General features: G+C 67.5%; 14 protein-coding genes. 3 read left to right on the plus strand and 11 right to left on the minus strand.

From position 1 onward, the window contains the following. Nucleotides 1–148 precede the first annotated feature (148 nt). The 6 genes from sucB to purB all read right to left on the minus strand — a co-directional run bounded on the left by sucB (nucleotide 149) and on the right by purB (nucleotide 8,979). A complete protein-coding gene (sucB, locus tag ACJQWM_RS07205) occupies nucleotides 149–1,405 on the minus strand; it encodes a dihydrolipoyllysine-residue succinyltransferase (protein ID WP_332703214.1) in 1,257 nt (418 codons plus the stop codon). A 130-nt stretch (nucleotides 1,406–1,535) separates the two neighbouring features. Further along, nucleotides 1,536–4,367, minus strand: a complete 2,832-nt coding sequence (locus ACJQWM_RS07210; RefSeq protein WP_332703213.1) for a 2-oxoglutarate dehydrogenase E1 component — start codon at nucleotides 4,365–4,367, stop codon at nucleotides 1,536–1,538. A gap of 464 nt (nucleotides 4,368–4,831) precedes the next feature. After that, nucleotides 4,832–5,737, minus strand: coding sequence for a GNAT family N-acetyltransferase (locus ACJQWM_RS07215; protein ID WP_332703211.1), 906 nt, complete (start codon nucleotides 5,735–5,737; stop codon nucleotides 4,832–4,834). After that, entirely contained in the window at nucleotides 5,734–6,939 is a 1,206-nt protein-coding gene (locus tag ACJQWM_RS07220; protein ID WP_332703283.1) for a JmjC domain-containing protein, read from the minus strand. The genes ACJQWM_RS07215 and ACJQWM_RS07220 overlap by 4 nt, the downstream gene beginning before the upstream one ends. Nucleotides 6,940–7,212: 273 nt before the next feature. After that, nucleotides 7,213–7,593, minus strand: a complete 381-nt coding sequence (locus ACJQWM_RS07225; protein ID WP_332703209.1) for a VOC family protein — start codon at nucleotides 7,591–7,593, stop codon at nucleotides 7,213–7,215. A gap of 9 nt (nucleotides 7,594–7,602) precedes the next feature. Next, nucleotides 7,603–8,979, minus strand: a complete 1,377-nt coding sequence (purB, locus tag ACJQWM_RS07230) for an adenylosuccinate lyase (protein ID WP_332703207.1) — start codon at nucleotides 8,977–8,979, stop codon at nucleotides 7,603–7,605. 180 nt (nucleotides 8,980–9,159) lie between these two features. Between purB and ACJQWM_RS07235 the strand changes: the two genes are divergently transcribed. After that, nucleotides 9,160–10,548: a class II fumarate hydratase gene (locus ACJQWM_RS07235; RefSeq protein ID WP_332703205.1), complete on the plus strand. Its 1,389-nt coding sequence runs from the start codon at nucleotides 9,160–9,162 to the stop codon at nucleotides 10,546–10,548. A gap of 127 nt (nucleotides 10,549–10,675) precedes the next feature. Here the strand turns inward: ACJQWM_RS07235 and ACJQWM_RS07240 are convergent, their stop codons facing one another. The 5 genes from ACJQWM_RS07240 to ACJQWM_RS07260 form a co-directional block, all read right to left on the minus strand. Next, nucleotides 10,676–11,533: a DUF4097 family beta strand repeat-containing protein gene (locus ACJQWM_RS07240; RefSeq protein WP_332703203.1), complete on the minus strand. Its 858-nt coding sequence runs from the start codon at nucleotides 11,531–11,533 to the stop codon at nucleotides 10,676–10,678. A gap of 204 nt (nucleotides 11,534–11,737) precedes the next feature. Continuing rightward, nucleotides 11,738–12,796 carry a hypothetical protein gene (locus ACJQWM_RS07245; protein ID WP_332703201.1) on the minus strand — a complete coding sequence of 353 codons (1,059 nt, stop codon included), beginning with the start codon at nucleotides 12,794–12,796 and terminating at the stop codon, nucleotides 11,738–11,740. Further along, nucleotides 12,793–13,701, minus strand: coding sequence for an ABC transporter ATP-binding protein (locus tag ACJQWM_RS07250; protein WP_332703199.1), 909 nt, complete (start codon nucleotides 13,699–13,701; stop codon nucleotides 12,793–12,795). Before ACJQWM_RS07250 ends, ACJQWM_RS07245 begins: the two co-directional genes overlap by 4 nt. Continuing rightward, nucleotides 13,698–14,072 carry a GntR family transcriptional regulator gene (locus ACJQWM_RS07255; protein ID WP_332703197.1) on the minus strand — a complete coding sequence of 125 codons (375 nt, stop codon included), beginning with the start codon at nucleotides 14,070–14,072 and terminating at the stop codon, nucleotides 13,698–13,700. The genes ACJQWM_RS07250 and ACJQWM_RS07255 overlap by 4 nt, the downstream gene beginning before the upstream one ends. Nucleotides 14,073–14,076: 4 nt before the next feature. Continuing rightward, on the minus strand, nucleotides 14,077–14,496 hold the full coding sequence (locus ACJQWM_RS07260) for a hypothetical protein (protein WP_332703195.1): 420 nt from the start codon (nucleotides 14,494–14,496) through the stop codon (nucleotides 14,077–14,079). Nucleotides 14,497–14,909: 413 nt separating this feature from the next. Between ACJQWM_RS07260 and ACJQWM_RS07265 the strand changes: the two genes are divergently transcribed. Together ACJQWM_RS07265 and ACJQWM_RS07270 are read left to right on the plus strand one after the other, a co-directional pair. Then, nucleotides 14,910–15,857: an FKBP-type peptidyl-prolyl cis-trans isomerase gene (locus ACJQWM_RS07265; protein WP_332703193.1), complete on the plus strand. Its 948-nt coding sequence runs from the start codon at nucleotides 14,910–14,912 to the stop codon at nucleotides 15,855–15,857. A 166-nt stretch (nucleotides 15,858–16,023) separates the two neighbouring features. Further along, nucleotides 16,024–16,812: an FKBP-type peptidyl-prolyl cis-trans isomerase gene (locus tag ACJQWM_RS07270; protein WP_332703191.1), complete on the plus strand. Its 789-nt coding sequence runs from the start codon at nucleotides 16,024–16,026 to the stop codon at nucleotides 16,810–16,812. The last annotated feature ends 29 nt before the right edge of the window (nucleotides 16,813–16,841 follow it).

The raw sequence follows: 16,841 nt of genomic DNA on the forward strand, positions 1-16,841 counted from the left end.
CCTCCCCTTCAAGGGGAGGGTTAGGGTGGGGATGGGTTTCGAACGGAGACGTTGCCGCGACGCAAGGTCAAACCCATCCCCATCCCAGCCTTCCCCTTGAAGGGGAAGGGGCTAAAAACGGGCCTCCGGATGACAGGAGGCACACGAATCACATGCCCAGCAGCATGCGATGCGGATTCTCGAGCTGGTTCTTGATATCGACCAGGAACAGCACCGCATCCTTGCCGTCGATGATGCGGTGGTCGTAGCTCAGCGCGATGTACATCATCGGTGCGGCGATCACCTGGCCATTGTCGACGATCGCGCGTTCCTTGATCGTGTGCATGCCGAGGATCGCCGATTGCGGCGGGTTGACGATCGGGGTCGACATCAGCGAACCGAAGGTGCCGCCGTTGGTAATGGTGAAGGTGCCGCCCTGCAGGTCTTCGAGCTTGAGGCCGCCCTCGCGCGCGGAACGGGCGTAACCGTCGATCCCCTTTTCGACATCGGCAAAGCCCATCCGCTCGACATTGCGCAGCACCGGCGTGACCAGCCCCTTCTCGGTCGACACCGCGATCGAGATATCGGTATAGCCGTGGTAGATCACGTCGTTGCCGTCGATGGATGCATTGACCACCGGGTATTTCTGCAGCGCGTTGGCGGCGGCCTTGCAGAAGAAGCTCATGAAGCCGAGCTTGACCCCGTGTTCCTTCTGGAACGACTCGCCCAGCTGCTTGCGCATCGCCATGACCTTGCCGAGGTTGACCTCGTTGAAGGAGGTCAGCATGGCGGTCGAGTTCTTGGACTGCATCAGGCGCTCAGCGATCCGGGCACGCATGCGGGTCATCGGCACGCGCTCTTCCGGGCGTGCGCCCGAGGCATTGCCGACGCCGCCGGCCTTGGCGTAGTTGACGATGTCCTCCTTGGTCACCGCGCCCTTGCGACCGGTGCCCTCGACCTGCGACGGGTCGATGCCCTCCTTGCTGGCGGTGAAGCGCGCGCCCGGCGGCAGCTCGTCGCTGCCGGAGGATTTCGATGCCGGCTTGGCCGCCTTGGCCGGCTCGGCCTTGCCCGCGCCGGACTTGGGCTGCACCGGCTTGGCCTCGGCGGTGGTGGCCGCGTCGTTCTTGGCATCGGCATCGGCATCGGTCTGGCCGTTGTCCTTGTCGGGCTTCTTGTCGGCCGCGGCGCCGGCTTCGACGGTGGCCAGCACTTGTTCGCTGGTCACGGTAGCGCCGGACTCGAACTTGATCTCCCCAAGCACGCCGTCGACCGGCGAGGGCACTTCCAGCACGACCTTGTCGGTCTCCAGGTCCACCAGGTTCTCGTCGCGCGCGACCGCATCGCCGGGCTTCTTGTGCCAGGTCGCGATGGTGGCGTCGGAAACCGATTCGGGCAGGACCGGGACTTTGATTTCGGTGCTCATGGGGTGTCGTCCTAGATTGAAGGATGTCGTTCCGAACCCATCGAAAAACTCGGGACCGGCTGCATGAGGAATCTGGTGTCGCGTGACTGGCCGAACAGCAGGTTCCTCACTGTGTCCGGAATGACAGGCGTCATTCGGTGTGGTGCTCGCCACGTAGCGGGTTGACCAGGGCATCGGCGATGAGCTGCTTCTGCTCGGCGACATGGTCGGAGAAGTGCCCCGCGGCCGGTGACGGCGAGCGCAGGCGCCCGGCGTAGTGCAGCGACTGCTTCGACTGCAGGCACCAGCTCAGGTGGTGGCGGATCTGGTACCACGCGCCCTGGTTCTGCGGCTCTTCCTGGCACCACACCACATCCCTGGCCGCGCCGAAGCGCTTGAGTTCGGCGGCGAGCGCCTCGCGCGGGAACGGGTAGAGCTGCTCGACGCGCACCAGTGCCACATCCTCCTGCTCCTGCTTCCGCGTTTCCTCGAGCAGGTCGTAGTAGACCTTGCCCGAACACACCACCACGCGCTTGACCTTCTTGATGTCGGCGTTGGTGTCCGGGATCAGCTCCTGGAATCCGCCCAGGGCCAGCTCGTCCAGCGAGGACACCGCCAGCTTGTGGCGCAGCAGCGACTTGGGCGTCATCACCACCAGCGGCTTGCGCGTGGCCATATGCATCTGCCGGCGGATCATGTGGTACGCCTGCGCCGGCGTGGTCGGCACGCAGACCATCATGTTGTCGAGCGCGCACAACTGCAGGAAGCGCTCCAGCCGCGCCGAGCTGTGCTCCGGGCCCTGGCCTTCGTAGCCGTGCGGCAGCAGCAGCGCCAGCCCGCACAGGCGGCCCCACTTGGCCTCGCCAGAGGACAGGAACTGGTCGATCACCACCTGCGCGCCGTTGGCGAAGTCGCCGAACTGCGCCTCCCAGATATCCAGCGTCATCGGATCGGCGGTCGAATAGCCGTATTCGAAGCCCATCACCGCCTCCTCGCTGAGCAGCGAGTCGATGATGGTCACGTCGGTCGGGTTCTCGACCAGTTCGCGCAGCGGCACGTACGGCGCGTCGGCGACCTGGTCGTGCAGGATCGCGTGGCGATGGAAGAAGGTGCCGCGGCCGCTGTCCTGGCCGACCAGACGCAGCTTGTAGCCCTCACTCACCAACGTGGCGTACGCCAGGTTCTCGGCGAAGCCCCAGTCGCCCGCCTGTTCGCCGGCGGCCATCTTGCGGCGGTCCTGGTAGATCTTGGCGACGCGTGCGTGCAGCTTGATCTCGTCGGGGACGTCGTTGATCGCGATGGCGAGTTCGTCGAGCCGCGCGCGGTCGAACGTGGTGTCGACCGGATCGCCCAGCTTGCCTTCGAGGAACCCGCTCCAGTCGACGTTGAACTCGTCTGGCTTGACCTCGACCACCTCGGTGGTGACCTCGCCGGCATCGAGCTTGTCGCGGTACGCATCGACCATCGCCTTAATGTCGTCCGCGTCGAGGGTGCCTTCGCTCTTCAACTGCTCGGCATACAGCTCGCGCGGCGCCTTGTGCTTGCGGATCACCTGGTACATCAGCGGCTGGGTCGCGGCTGGCTCGTCGGCCTCGTTGTGGCCGTGGCGGCGGTAGCAGACCAGGTCGATGACCACGTCCTTGCCGAACCGCTGGCGAAAATCCAGCGCGAGTTGCGCGCAGAACACCACCGCTTCGGGATCGTCGCCGTTCACGTGCAGTACCGGCGCGCCGACCATCTTGGCCACGTCGGTGCAGTACAACGTGGAGCGCGCGTCCTGGCGCTCGCTGGTGGTGAAACCGACCTGGTTGTTGATCACGATGTGCAGCGTGCCGCCGACCGCGAAACCACGCGCCTGCGACATCTGCAGCAGTTCCATCACCACGCCCTGGCCGGCGAACGCGGCGTCGCCGTGCATCAGCACCGGCAGCACCTGGCTGCGGCCCTGGTCGCCGCGGCGGTTCTGGCGCGAGCGCACCGAACCGGCGACCACCGGGTTGACGATCTCAAGGTGGGAGGGGTTGAACGCCAGCGCCAGGTGGACGGGGCCGCCCGGGGTCGCGACATCCGCGCTGAAGCCCAGGTGGTACTTGACGTCGCCGGTGTGGGCCAGATCACTGTGGATGTGCTCGAACTTGCCTTCGAACTCGTCGAACAGGTGCTGCGCGGGCTTGCCGAGGGTGTTGACCAGCACATTGAGGCGGCCGCGGTGGGCCATGCCGACCACCATGTCCTGCACGCCCTGTTCGCCGGCGCGGCGGATGGTGGTGTCCAGCAGCGGGATCAGTGCGTCGGCGCCTTCCAGCGAGAAGCGCTTCTGGCCGACGTACTTGGTGCCGAGATAGCGCTCCAGGCCGTCGGCCGCGGTCAGGCGCTCGAGGATGCGGCGCTTGGTCTGGTCGCTGTGGCCGAAGTTGCCGCCGGCGGTCTCCAGTCGCTCGTACACCCAGCGGCGCTGCTCGGCGTCGGTGATGTGCATGAACTCGGCGCCGATCGGGCCGGTATAGGTCGCCTTGAGCAGCGCGAGCAGGTCGCCGAGCTTCATCCGCTGTTTGCCGGCCACGCCGCCGGTGCTGAACTCGGCACCGAGATCGCTTTGGGACAGTCGATGGAAGCCGAGTGCCAGGTCGGGTGCGTCTGGCTTTTCGAGCAGGCCGAGCGGGTCGAGGTTGGCGCCGAGGTGGCCGCGCGAACGATATGCGGTGATCAGCTTGCCGATGCCGCGCTCGCGCTCGTCACCGGTGCCGGCGGCCGCGGCGGGCTGAGCGTGGGCGGCGCGCTTGCCGGCCGCGACGATGCTCTCGATGGCGGCCGAATGCGGCACGTCACCGGCCTCGCGGCCCTTGAAGCCGTCGAAATACGCCTTCCATGTCGGCGACACGCTGTCGGGCGAGACCAGGTACTGCTCGTACAGGTCTTCGATGTAGGCGGCGTTGGCGCCGAGTTGCGAGGACTGGGAGAACTGCTTCAGGAGACTATCCACGATGGCATCGGGAAACTCGGAGGGGGAGGTCGGAGCGCCATCCCGACGCGCGCAGCGCATGAATGGGCCCAAGAACCGTCGATTATAGCGGCAGGGCGACCGTCGGCGGCCAGTGCCGGTGCGGGAACAGCGCGGTTTGTTCGGGATCTTCTGTAGGAAGCGCCCCATGGGCGCGACGGCCTGCCACACGATCGCGGCCATGGGCCGCTCCTACAAAGGCCTGGCGGGCAGCGTAGGGCGGAGCTTGCTCCGCTGCACCGCACGGAGCCGAACAGCTCGGCTCCACGGACCGCGACGCAACCCCTGTAGGAGCGGCCCATGGCCGCGATGCCTTTCGACCCGCGACCGGCGAACCGCAATCGCGCCGCTGGGGTCCTGCTGCATGACCAGGCTGTTCCGCAGCCTGAGCGAAGAGCTCGCGGCCGTGGGCCGCTCCTACAGAGGGCCTGTTGCGGCGGCGCGGGTCAGATCCCCAGCGCGCGGTACTCGGTGCACCAGCGGGCGCGCTGCCAGACCGGATCGAAGGTGGCGCGCAGTTGCCGCGCGCGCGCCGGGCCGTCCAGCCGGGTTTCCCCGTCGAAGCGGTGCCCGAGCGGGCGGAAGTAGTAGCCGCCCAGATCGTTGGCCACGTAGGCCGACGGATAGCCGCGGTCGGTCGGTTCCTCGATGGCGCGGAAGCCGAACGTGCTGGGCAGGCGCTGTGCGAGGCCGATCAACGGCGCCAGTGCACGCTGCGGGCTGGCCGGGTCCTGCAGCAGGATCCGCACCTCGCCATCGCCGGTGCCGAGCCGGCGCAGCGCCGCGATGACCTCCGGGTCGTCGAGCAGGCTTGGGTCGAGCTCACGGCTGTAGATGTACAGCGTGCGACGGACGCCGGCGATCACCCCCAGCACGGCGGCGATTGCCGCATCGCAGGTTTCCACCGGGTTCACCGCATCCAGCACGATCCCCATCGACTGGTGATCGATGCCGGCCTCCTCGAAACGCTCGCCGTACGGCAGAAAACCGTGCCGCGCATAAAAGCCGATCGCCGAGGCCTGGGCATGCAGCGACAACTCGCGCCAGCCCAGTTCGCGTGCCTGGTCGAGCAGCCCCAGCAGCAGCGCATCGCCCACGCCGCGCCCGCGCCAGTCGGGCAGCACCGCCATCCGGCCGATGGTGCGCTGCGGGGTCAGCCGGCCGGTGCCGATCGGACGTCCGCTGTCGTCGCGGGCCAGCACGTGCCGGCAGTTTGGGTCGAACTCGTCCCATTCCAGTTCGATCGGGACCTTCTGCTCCTGCACGAACACGGTCTCGCGCACGACGCGCAGATCGGGCAGGGCCGCCTCGTACTCGACCGCCTCGACGCTGAAACCCGGCGTGGTGTTCATCGCCCCTCTCCGTCCTCTGGGTGCATCTGGTCGCCTGCAAACTGGTAGTGGCCATTGCCCAGCAGCTCGATTACGCAGTCGCGCCCGGCCTGCGACAGGCGGGCGTAGCTCGCGCCATCGATCGTGGCGCCATTGGCGATGCGCTGCGCATCGCGCACTGGCAGCGGGTACTCCTGGCCGCTGACATACAGCCGCGCGCCGCCGCCTGCCCTGGCCTGTGCCCTGCGCCAGGCCATGCGCGAGAACGGGTGGCGCCACAGCGAGCCGCCGTGCTGCAGGTCCCATTCGATTTCGATGCGCGAGCGCGGCTCCTCGTGCGGGTGCGCGCCAACCGCGCCCGCGCTGCGGTACACGGTGATGAAACGTCCAAACCAGTCGCCGAGGCGTTCCGGGTCGTTCATGCGCAGCGCGTTCAACGCCTCGACTACCCGGCCCATCGCGTCCGCGTCGATCTCGCTGGCATCGGCCGGCGGAACGAGGTTCGGGTCGCGGTAGCGCATCGCCCCGTCGGCCTCGCTGGCGAGGGTGTCGACGAAATCTCCGAGCAACTCCGCGGCCGACGGCGCGCGCATGCCGATCGAGAACGTCAGGCAGGCATCCTCGGCGACGCCGTGGTGCGGCACCCCGGGCGGCAGGTACAGCATGTCGCCGGGGCCGAGCACCCAGTCGTGGCTGGCCTCGAACTCGCGCAGCAGCTTCAGTTCGGCATCATCGCGGAACTCCAGCGAGGGGCTGGGCGAGGCGTCGATCTGCCAGCGACGGTGCCCCTGCGCCTGCAGCAGGAACACGTCGTAGTGGTCGACGTGCGCACCGACCGAGCCCCCAGGCGCGGCGAACGACACCATGATGTCGTCGATGCGCCAGCGCGGCAGGAAGCCGAACGCATCGAGCACGCCGGCGACGTCGGCGTCCCATTTGTCGACGTCCTGCACCAGCAGGGTCCAGTCGCGGTCCGGCATGCCGGGAAACATCGCTTCCTCGAACGGACCGTGGCGCAGCAGCCAGCGGTCGTGGTCGTGCGGGGAAGCGCTGCGCTCCCGCGCGACGATCCGCGACAGCGCGAATTCCTCGCAGGCCAGGCCGGCGAGGTCTTCCGGCGAGATGGCCGGCTCGAAGCCGGGCGCGGCGAAATCCGGGAACGCGTTGCGGATCAGCAGCGGCTTCTTCTGCCAGTAGTCGTGCAGGAAGTCTGCCGGCGCCATGCCGAGCGGGGGCAGGGCGGCGGCGTTCACTTCGATCGGCGACCCGGCGGGTCCGCCGCGTCCGATCTTGGTAGAGCCGAGCTCGCCCGGCTTGCGGGTTCGCGGCTGCCGGGCAAGCCCGGCACTACGGGGAAGGGGGGGCTTCCGGCTCATGTCGTGATCTCGTGATTTCTGGAATCGCGCCTGGGTAGGAGCGCCCATGGGCGCGAAGCTCCTGATGGCGACGACTTCCGCGAAGCGGTTGGGCCCACGGGCGCTCCTGCGGCAACTGCATCAGGTATCGACGCGCCAGGGCGGGTTCTTCCGGTTCTCGCCGGCATGGAACAGGCACAGCACGTTGCCGGCCGGGTCCTTCAGCCGCGCCTCGCGCCAGAGCCAGCGCTCATCGGTGGGCGGCCGATCGAACACCAGGCCGCGCGCCTGCAGCGAAGCCACCCGCGCGTCGAGGTCATCGCATTCGAAATACACCACCACCCCCGAGTCCGGCGACAGCGCATCGACCCGATGCACCGAAAACGTCGCATCGCCGCGCGGGCATTCGAAGCGCGCGTAACGCGGCGCCGAATCGACGATCAGGGTGAACCCCATGTCGCGGTAGAACGCGACCGAGGCGTCCACGTCGATTGCCGGCAAGGTGATCTGGTTGAGGTTCATCGCGAATGCTCAGACGGCTCCGGCGAGCTTCGCTGCCAGCCCGGTGTAGCTGCCAGGCGTCATGTCGAGCAGCCGCTGGCGGGCCTCGTCGGACAATTCCAGCGAGTCGATGAACTCGCGCATCGACTGCTCGGTGATGCCCTGGCCGCGGGTCAGCGCCTTGAGTTGCTCGTACGGATTGGGCAGGCCGTGGCGGCGCATGACGGTCTGCACCGCCTCGGCCAGCACTTCCCACGACGCATCGAGATCGGCGGCGAGCCGCTCCGGATTGGCGCTGAGCTTGCCGAGGCCGCGCTGCAGCGCGTCAAGTCCGATCAGCGCATGGCCGAACGCGGTGCCGAGCGCACGCAGCACGGTCGAGTCGGTCAGGTCACGTTGCCAGCGGCTGATCGGCAGCTTGGCGGCGAAATGCTCGAACAGCGCGTTGGCGATGCCGAAGTTGCCTTCGGCGTTCTCGAAATCGATCGGGTTGACCTTGTGCGGCATGGTCGAGCTGCCGACTTCGCCGGCCTTGACCGATTGCCTGAAATATCCAAGTGAGATGTAGCCCCAGATATCGCGGCACAGGTCGATGCAGATCGTGTCGATGCGGCGCTGGGCGTCGCAGAGCTCGGCGATGCCGTCGTGGGGCTCGATCTGGGTGGTGTAGGGCTGCCAGTCCAGACCCAGCGAGTGCACGAAACGCTGCGAGAACGCCTCCCAGTCGACTTCCGGATAGGCGGCGAGGTGGGCGTTGTAGTTGCCGACCGCGCCGTTGATCTTGCCGCACATCGGCGCGGCAGCCAGCGTCTCGCCCTGGCGCTTCAGGCGCGCGACCACGTTGGCGATTTCCTTGCCGACCGTGGTCGGGGACGCGGTCTGGCCGTGCGTGCGCGAAAGCATCGGCAATTCGGCGTGCTGGTGCGCCATCGCACGCAGCGCCTGGATCAACTGATCGAGCCTGGGCAGCAGCACGAACTGGCGCGCCTGGCTCAGCATCAGTGCGTAGCTGAGATTGTTGATGTCCTCGCTGGTGCAGGCGAAGTGCACGAACTCCAGCGCCGGGCCGAGCTCGCTGTCGTCGGCGAGCCGCTCCTTGATCAGGTATTCGACTGCCTTGACGTCGTGGTTGGTGGTGCGTTCGATCTCCTTGACCCGGGCTGCGTCCTGCACCGACAGCTCGTCGGCCAGTGCGCGCAGGCGCGCGGTGGCAGCGTCGCTGAAAGGCTCGAGCTCGACGATGGCCGGCTCATCGGCCAGCGCCAGCAACCATTCGACCTCGACCTTGACCCGGGCCTTGATCAGGCCGAACTCGGAAAAGATCGGCCGCAACGAATCGACCTTGCCGGCATAGCGGCCATCGAGAGGGGACAGGGCGAGCAGTTGGGATTCGATGGTGGCGGACATGGTGACGGCGTGTTGGAGGCAGTCGCACATTCTACGTGGACGCCCCGGTCCTTGTAGGAGCGGGTTCAGCCGCGATCGGATGATTCATCGTTCGTGCCGACCCCGGATCGCGGCTGAAGCCGCTCCTACAAGAGCGTGATGGCGGGCGGCGTATGCTCGGGTGCGACATCAGGAGGCACCATGGCCACACAGGATTACCGCACCGAACACGACAGCATGGGCGAGCTGCAGGTGCCCGCGGATGCGCTATGGGGCGCGCAGACCCAGCGCGCGGTCGACAACTTCCCGATCTCGGGCCAGCCGATGCCACGCGAGTTCATCCGCGCGCTCGGGCTGGTCAAGGCCGCGGCGGCCGAGGTCAATGGCGGGTTCGGCCTGCTGGGCAAGGGCGTGGCCCAGTCGATCCGCAAGGCCGCACTGGCGGTTGCCGATGGCGCGCACGACGGGCAGTTTCCAATCGATGTGTTCCAGACCGGCTCGGGCACCTCGAGCAACATGAATGCCAACGAGGTGATCGCCGCATTGGCGGCCCGAACCGGCCGCGCGAAGGTCCACCCCAACGACCACGTCAACCTCGGCCAGAGCTCCAACGACGTGGTGCCCACCGCGATCCGGGTGTCGGCGCAGCTGGCGGTGCTCGAAGCGTTGCTGCCTGCGCTGAAGCACCTGCGCCGGACCATCGACCGCCGCGCGAAATCGCTTGGCAAGATCACCAAGACCGGCCGCACCCACCTGATGGACGCGATGCCGCTGACGTTCGCGCAGGAGTTCGGCGCGTGGTCGGCGCAACTGACCTCCGCGCAGGCGCGGATCGAGGACAGCCTCAAGCGGCTGCGGCGCCTGCCGATCGGTGGCACCGCGATCGGCACCGGCATCAACGCCGACCCGCGCTTCGGCAAGGCGATGGCCAAGTCGTTGTCATCGCTGTCGAAGGTCCGCTTCGAATCGGCCGAAAACAAGTTCGAAGGTCTGGCCGCTCAGGACGATGCCGTTGAACTCTCCGGCCAACTCAACGTGCTGGCGGTGGCGCTGATGAAGATCGCCAATGACCTGCGCTGGATGAACTCCGGCCCCTTGGCGGGCCTGGGCGAAATCGAGCTGCCCGCGTTGCAGCCGGGCAGCTCGATCATGCCCGGCAAGGTCAACCCGGTGGTCCCGGAGGCGGTGGCGATGGTCTGCGCGCAGGTGATGGGCCACCACACCGCTATAACCATTGCCGGGCAGAGCGGCAATTTCCAGCTCAACGTGATGCTGCCGCTGATCGCCCACGATCTGCTCGACTCGATCCGGCTGCTCGGCAATGCCATGCGCTTGCTGGCCGACGACACGATCGCCGGTTTGCAGATACGCCGCGAACGGGTCGGCGAGGCGCTGGAGCGCAATCCGATCCTGGTGACCGCGCTCAACCCGGTGATCGGCTACGAGAAGGCGGCCGCGATTGCCAAGCAGGCATACCGCGAGGGCCGGCCGGTGCTGGACGTGGCGGTGGAGGCGACCGGCATGGCACGCGACGAGCTGCGCAGGCTGCTGGACCCGGCGGCGCTGACCCGCGGCGGTATCCAGAAGTAGACGCTGCACGTGACGGTGTAGGAGCGGCTTCAGCCGCTATCGTGGGTGTGGGTCGCCCGCGCCGGTTTTGGATCGCGGCTCACGCCGCTCCTACAGATAGGCCGAGCACGCGGCCGTGGCGGCGCGGTCAATGCCCACGCGGCAGGCTCACCGTGCCGTCCACTCCGCTGTGGTCGACATCGCCGCTGCCAATCGACCGTACGCGCAGGGCGCCGCGGGCGTTGCGCACTTGCAAGTCGCCCGATCCGACGCTGTCGAGCGCGACGTCGCCGGTCACGTCCACCAGCGTCGCATCGCCCGATCCGATGCTGCCGATCTCGACCTTGCCCGCGACCTCCCGCAGTTCCGCATCGCCGGAGCCGATGCTGCCCATGCTGGCGTCGCCGTTCACGCGGCGGGCGAGCAGGTCACCGGAACCGAGCGAGCTCACCCGCAGCGAGCCGACATCGTGGATGTCGGCATCGCCCGAGCCGACCGCGACCGTCACCAGTCCATGGATGTCGCGCGCCTCCACATCGCCGGAGCCGACATCGAGCGCAGCCGCCGCGACGCCGCGGACCGAGGCGTCACCTGATCCGACGTCGAGTTCCACCCGGACGTGATCGGGGATATCGCCGGTCAGCTCCAGATGAGCATGGTTGCTGCCGAACACGAAGTCGCGCAGCTCGCCCAGGTTGTTGATGGAGCCATTCGACAAACCCTCGCGATGCAGGCGCACGAGCAGCCGGTCGCCGCTCTTGCGCTGGGTCAACGTGAGTTGCTGCAGGTAGTTGGCCTGCGAGGCACAGGCGCGTCCCTGCAGGTTACCGGCGGCGCCGGCCGCGCCCCGCAGGTCGAGCCGGTGAGGGCCGACCTCGAACACGACCGTCTCCACCCCGGCGAGGTCGAGCTGCAGCTCGCGCGGCTGCGCATGCTTGCAGTGCGTGTCCTGGGCCGCAGCGGCCAGCGGCGCCAGCAGCAGGCAGGCAAAAATGAAGGTGCGCATCGTGTTGTCCTCTCGTGAGAGTTGCGGTAGGCGGGGGCGGTCCGGAACCTGGCCGGGGAACAGGCCCGCCGCGCGGAAGTGCGTGGCGCAAGGTTCGGCGTTGCCGTCCATGGCGCCACTTCGCCGGCTTGGGATACTCCTGCCCGGCCATCCATGGCCGGGCGTTCGGCAGGCCGCGCGGCAGTGCCGCGCAAGCGGCCTGCCTCACCCCTCATCCCGCCAGCGGCGCAGGCGGATCGCACCGAGGATCATCGCCGCGCCGACGATCACGCCGATCCACAACTCCGGCATCGCCAGGGTGGCAAGGGTGTTGTTGGCCGACAGCAGGTGGAGCAGGTCTGCGGAGTGCTCGAAGTCACCGGGCTCGCCCACCCCGTCGCGGTAGAGCAGCTCGAGGCCCGGGACCGTGCCGAGCAACAGGCGCCCGACGATGTTGGCCCAGAACCACGAGGCTCCGAGGTCGAACAGCTGCATCAGGTCGAACCAGGTCACGAAGATGCCGGCGAACAGCGGCACCATGATCGCCCACAGGAACGGCTTGCTGCGGGCGAAGGCCGAGCACAGCAGCAGCCAGCCGATGGTCGGCATCGCCCATAGCGCGTAGACCGGAATCGCCGCAATGAGTCCGCCGATGATGGTGAGCGGACTGGACGGCCCCCACACCATGGTCCACGCGTTGCCGCCGTGCAGCATCACCACCACGCTGATCATCAAGGCGAAGACAAGCATGGTGGCCACCGCCGCTATCGTCGCCAGCGCCGGGGCGACCAGTCCGACGCTCACGACCTTCGACAGCACGGTCTGACTGTCCGACAACGGCAACGACTTCCAGAACAGCACGCTGCGGTCCTTGCGCTCGTCGTACAGCGCGCCGAGGCAATAGAAGAACGCCACGAACGCGAGCACGATGAAGGGCCATACCGAGCTCATGAACAACGTGAGGTTGATGCCCGCGACAAACTGGTCCATCTCCTCGGGACCGAGCTGGCTGGTGAGCTGGGCCAGGTCCAGGCCGTTGATGGTCACCCCATCAACCTCGAAGCTGCCTTCGCCGATCGCGCGCCGGGCGGCGATCAGGGCCACCACGATCGCCATCAGCGTCAACAGCAGGGAAATGCCGCCGGCGATCAGCGGCGCCCACAGGAAGCCGCCCTTGTGCTCCCAGTACTCGCGCTTGAGCAGCAGCTTGAACTTGTGGGTCGGGTGGACGGGCTGCGCAGCGGCGCGCGGGGCGGCCTGGGCGGTGGTGTCGAGCGCGTTCATGCGTAGGTCCCTTTCATGGTGGCCACGAACAAATCGGCCAGGCCGGGGGTGCGGGTTTCGCCGAGGCCGGACAGCCGCTCGGCCGGCACGCCGTCAAACAGCATCACGGTCTTGCCGAAGGGCAGGGCGCGTTCGTCCAGTGGACCGAGCGCACGAGCTTGCTCGGCCTGGTCGGGGTTGACCAGTACCTCGACGAACCGCTCGCCCAGGGTGTCCATCTCGGTATCGAGCACGACCTTGCCGTTCTGGATGAACATCAGGTCGGTGAGGATGTGCTCGATTTCCTCGACCTGGTGGGTGGTGACTAGGATGGTTTTTTCCTCGTCGAAGTAGTCCTCCAGCAGGCGCTGGTAGAACTGCTTGCGGTACAGGATGTCCAGGCCGAGGGTGGGCTCGTCGAGCACCAGCAGCTTGGCGTCGATCGCCATCACCAGCGCCAGGTGCAGTTGCACGATCATGCCCTTGGACATCTCGCGCACGCGCATCTGCGGCTTGAGCTGGGTGCCGGCGAGGAATCGCTCGCAACGGGCCCGGTCAAAGCGCGGATGCACGCCGGCGACGAACTCGATCGCCTCGCGCACCCGGATCCAGCGCGGCAGCACCGCGACGTCGGCGATGAAGCAGACATCACGCATCAGCTCGTCGCGCTGGGTGCAGGGGTCACGGCCGAGCACACTGAGCTCGCCCTGGTACGGGATCAGCCCGAGGATCGCCTTCAGCGCGGTGGTCTTGCCGGCGCCGTTGGGACCGATCAGGCCGATGATGCGGCCGGCGGGGATGTCGAACGCGGCGTCGTCCAGCGCCAGCTTGTTCCTGTAGGCCTTGCGCAGGCCGCGGGCACGGATCACCGGTGCGGAGGCAAGCGCGGTGTCGGCCTTGGGGGCGGTATCGAGCGGGGCATTCATCGTGCACCTGCCTGGGCCGGGGCCACCTTCAGCAACTCTTCGGCACTGAGCCCGAGTCGCAGGATGCGCTCCAGCACCAGCGGCCACTCTTCGGTCAGGAATCGTTCGCGCTCGTTGACTAGCAGCTTCCTGGCGGCTTCTTCGGTCACGTACATGCCCAATCCTCTACGTTTTTCGACAAGGGCCTCGTCCGCCAACTCCTGGTAGGCGCGCGAGACGGTGATGGGGTTGAGCTGATACTCGGCGGCGACCTGCCTTACCGAGGGCAGGGCATCGCCGGGCTTGAGGATGCCGTCGAGCATCATTGCCACGACGCGTTCCTTCAGCTGGCGGTAGATTGGAGCGCCATCGCTCCATTGGATAGCGGTCATCGAGTCAACCCCGCGGTGCGAATGAGAAAAAAGGCATGACGAGGGTCTGCCGGTTACGGCGCGTGGTCTTGCGTGGCGGGTGCGATGGAACCTGGTCGCCACTGTCCTGTGGCGCCGAGGAGGCCTGCTGGAACGCGGCCGCGAGTGCAGCGGCAGCCGCCAGTTCGGCGGTCAGCGCGGCGGCGTCGGCCAGGGTGTCGATCTCGGAAAGATCGGCGCGGATGACGGTCGCGGCGGCTTCTGCCCGGGCGACGGCGGTGAGCTGGTCGAAGCCGCTGGCCGGTGCCGGGGCTTCGTACGTGATCGGCTGCGTGCCGACTTCGTTGCCTGAGGGCGCGGCCGGAGTGGCTGCGACCAGGCCCAGCACCAGCACGGCGGCGCTTGCCATCAAGGCGGTCAGAGAATTGTGCAGCTTGCGGTTCATGGGGTCATCCTGCTGATTGCTAAACCGGTGTTGTAGGTGACTATAACACCTAGTTTCGGCGCGTCAATACCCTTGGGTGGGGCCGGGTACCCAACTGAAGTCATGGGTGTGCGGGAGCGGCCATGCCGGTGGAACGCGTGGTGTGACCGGGCGGCACATGCGGCGGCGATCGCGCCCAGACCCGCCCCGCACGGCGCGCTCCTGCAACGGCCGCGGGCGCCGCCGCGATGACTAGCGCCCTCGACGCATGCTGAACGGGGCTTTGGCAACTGCGATTGCCGCGGCCGCGTGGTGCCGCGACAATGGCCCGCTTCGCGTCGCACTACCGTGGCGCGAGCGGGTCCGTCTACCGGGATCGGCCGCTGTTGGGCCGATGTCCCGGTCATATCCAGAGATCACAGGAGTAGTTCCGGATGAAGGCTTTCGTGCGCGGCATCGCCGTGATGCTGACCACCGCGGCGGCGCTGATTGGGGCTTCGGCCATCGCCCAGGAAAAAACCGCGCTCGACAACGAAAAGGAGCGGGTCAGCTACGCCATCGGCATGGATGTGGGCAGCTCGATCAAGCCAGTCGGTCCGGACATGGACCTGGCGGCGTTCGAGCGTGGCATCCGCAATGCCTTCGACGGAGGCGAGCCGTTGCTGAGCGAAGCCGAAGCCCGTGAAACCGATCAGGCGCTGCGCGCGCGGGTCATGGCGCGCGATGGCGTCACCGGATCGGCGGATGCAGCCGCTCCGCTGCCGAGCGTGTCGCCGGACAAGGTCGGCTATCTCGTCGGGGGCCTGATGGTGGGCCGCTCATTGCTGCAGATCAAGGATGCCATTGAGCTTTCCGTGCTGGTGCAGGCGGTGCGGGCACAGCTGTCGGGCCAGCAGACCCTGCTGACCGAGGAGGAGATGCAGAGCGTCCTGAGCGATTTCTCCCAGCAGGCGCAGGCCCGCGCCCAAGCGCAGGCCCAGGCCGCCGCGGAGACCAACCAGGCCGAAGGCGAGGCGTTCCTGGCCAAGAACAAGAGCGTCAAGGGCGTCTTCACCACCGGCTCCGGCCTGCAGTACATGGTGCTGCGCCAGGGCTCTGGCCCGATGCCGACAGCGACCGACCGGGTCCGCGTGAACTATCAAGGCACCCTGCTCGACGGCACCGTGTTCGACAGTTCCTACGAGCGCGGGCAGCCGGCGGAGTTCGCGTTGAACCAAGTCATCGCCGGCTGGACCGAAGGCGTGGCGATGATGCCGGTCGGTGCCAAGTACCGTTTCTGGGTGCCGGGCGAGCTGGGCTACGGTGCCCGCGGAACCCCGGGCGGCCCCATTGGGCCCAATGCCACGTTGGTGTTCGATGTGGAGCTGCAGGCGATCCTCTGACGCCGGTGGACGGCGCACCCGGCTCGACCGGGCGCCGACTGACCTGCGCCAGCCCCAACCGCCGTGCACGGCCTGTTGCGCCTGACCTGCTAAAACATGGCCCCCGGCATGATCGCCACCGGATTGCGTCCGCCGGTGGCCTGGTTTTCCCTCTCGAGGAGTTGTGATGTCCCGTTTCCTGCGTTCGACCGCCGCCGTACTCACCGTAGCCTCCCTGGCCCTAGCCGTGGGCTGCAACCAGACTGCCGATGATGCCGAGACCGCCGATGCGGCCGCTGAGGCCGGCGCCGACACCGAAGGCGCATTGACCATCCCCGGGCTGGCCGACGAGAAAGAGCAGGCCAGCTACATGATCGGCATGGAGATGGCCAAGTCGCTGGAGCCGCTGAAAGAGGAAATCGACTTGGACACCCTGCATGAGGCGATGACCACCGCACTCGCGGGCGAGACACCGCTGATGAACGAGGAGCAGGTCGCGCAGGTCCAGCAGCGCTTCACCCAGAAGATGCAGGCCAAGCAGGTCGCCGAGCGCCTGGCACAGGCCGAGGAGAACGCCGAGCAAGGCGCGGCGTTCCTGGCCGAAAACGCCGGCAAGCCGAACGTGGAGACCACCGAGTCGGGGCTGCAGTACCAGGTGCTGACCCCCGCCGAAGGCCCCACGCCGGACGTCAGCGATACCGTCAGCGTGCACTACAAGGGCTCGCTGCTCGACGGCACCACCTTCGACAGTTCCTACGATCGCGGCCAGCCCGCCGAGATTCCGCTGGCCGCGGTGGTGCCTGGCTGGCAGGAAGGCATCGCGCTGATGCCGGTCGGCAGCAAGTACCGGTTCTGGATCCCCGGCGAGCTCGGCTATGGGGAGCAGGGCACGCCGGGTGGCCCGATCGGTCCGAACGACACCTTGGTGTTCGAGGTCGAGCTGCTGGACATCGTCGACGCGCCTGCCGCGCAATAGTCCGCGCCTGCCCCCACGCACGTGCCGGG

The sequence above is a fragment of the Novilysobacter longmucuonensis genome (assembly GCF_046600735.1).
In the GTDB taxonomy this organism is placed as follows: domain Bacteria; phylum Pseudomonadota; class Gammaproteobacteria; order Xanthomonadales; family Xanthomonadaceae; genus Novilysobacter_A; species Novilysobacter_A longmucuonensis.

Coding starts and splice junctions, on each gene's coding strand:
- ACJQWM_RS07265 (WP_332703193.1), top strand. CDS start 14,910: ATGAAGGCTTTCGTGCGCGGCATCGCCGTGATGCTGACCACCGCGGCG.
- ACJQWM_RS07215 (WP_332703211.1), bottom strand. CDS start 5,737: ATGAACACCACGCCGGGTTTCAGCGTCGAGGCGGTCGAGTACGAGGCG.
- ACJQWM_RS07220 (WP_332703283.1), bottom strand. CDS start 6,939: ATGGCGCCGGCAGACTTCCTGCACGACTACTGGCAGAAGAAGCCGCTG.
- ACJQWM_RS07240 (WP_332703203.1), bottom strand. CDS start 11,533: ATGCGCACCTTCATTTTTGCCTGCCTGCTGCTGGCGCCGCTGGCCGCT.
- ACJQWM_RS07245 (WP_332703201.1), bottom strand. CDS start 12,796: ATGAACGCGCTCGACACCACCGCCCAGGCCGCCCCGCGCGCCGCTGCG.
- ACJQWM_RS07270 (WP_332703191.1), top strand. CDS start 16,024: ATGTCCCGTTTCCTGCGTTCGACCGCCGCCGTACTCACCGTAGCCTCC.
- ACJQWM_RS07255 (WP_332703197.1), bottom strand. CDS start 14,072: ATGACCGCTATCCAATGGAGCGATGGCGCTCCAATCTACCGCCAGCTG.
- sucB (WP_332703214.1), bottom strand. CDS start 1,405: ATGAGCACCGAAATCAAAGTCCCGGTCCTGCCCGAATCGGTTTCCGAC.
- ACJQWM_RS07225 (WP_332703209.1), bottom strand. CDS start 7,593: ATGAACCTCAACCAGATCACCTTGCCGGCAATCGACGTGGACGCCTCG.
- ACJQWM_RS07260 (WP_332703195.1), bottom strand. CDS start 14,496: ATGAACCGCAAGCTGCACAATTCTCTGACCGCCTTGATGGCAAGCGCC.
- purB (WP_332703207.1), bottom strand. CDS start 8,979: ATGTCCGCCACCATCGAATCCCAACTGCTCGCCCTGTCCCCTCTCGAT.
- ACJQWM_RS07250 (WP_332703199.1), bottom strand. CDS start 13,701: ATGAATGCCCCGCTCGATACCGCCCCCAAGGCCGACACCGCGCTTGCC.
- ACJQWM_RS07235 (WP_332703205.1), top strand. CDS start 9,160: ATGGCCACACAGGATTACCGCACCGAACACGACAGCATGGGCGAGCTG.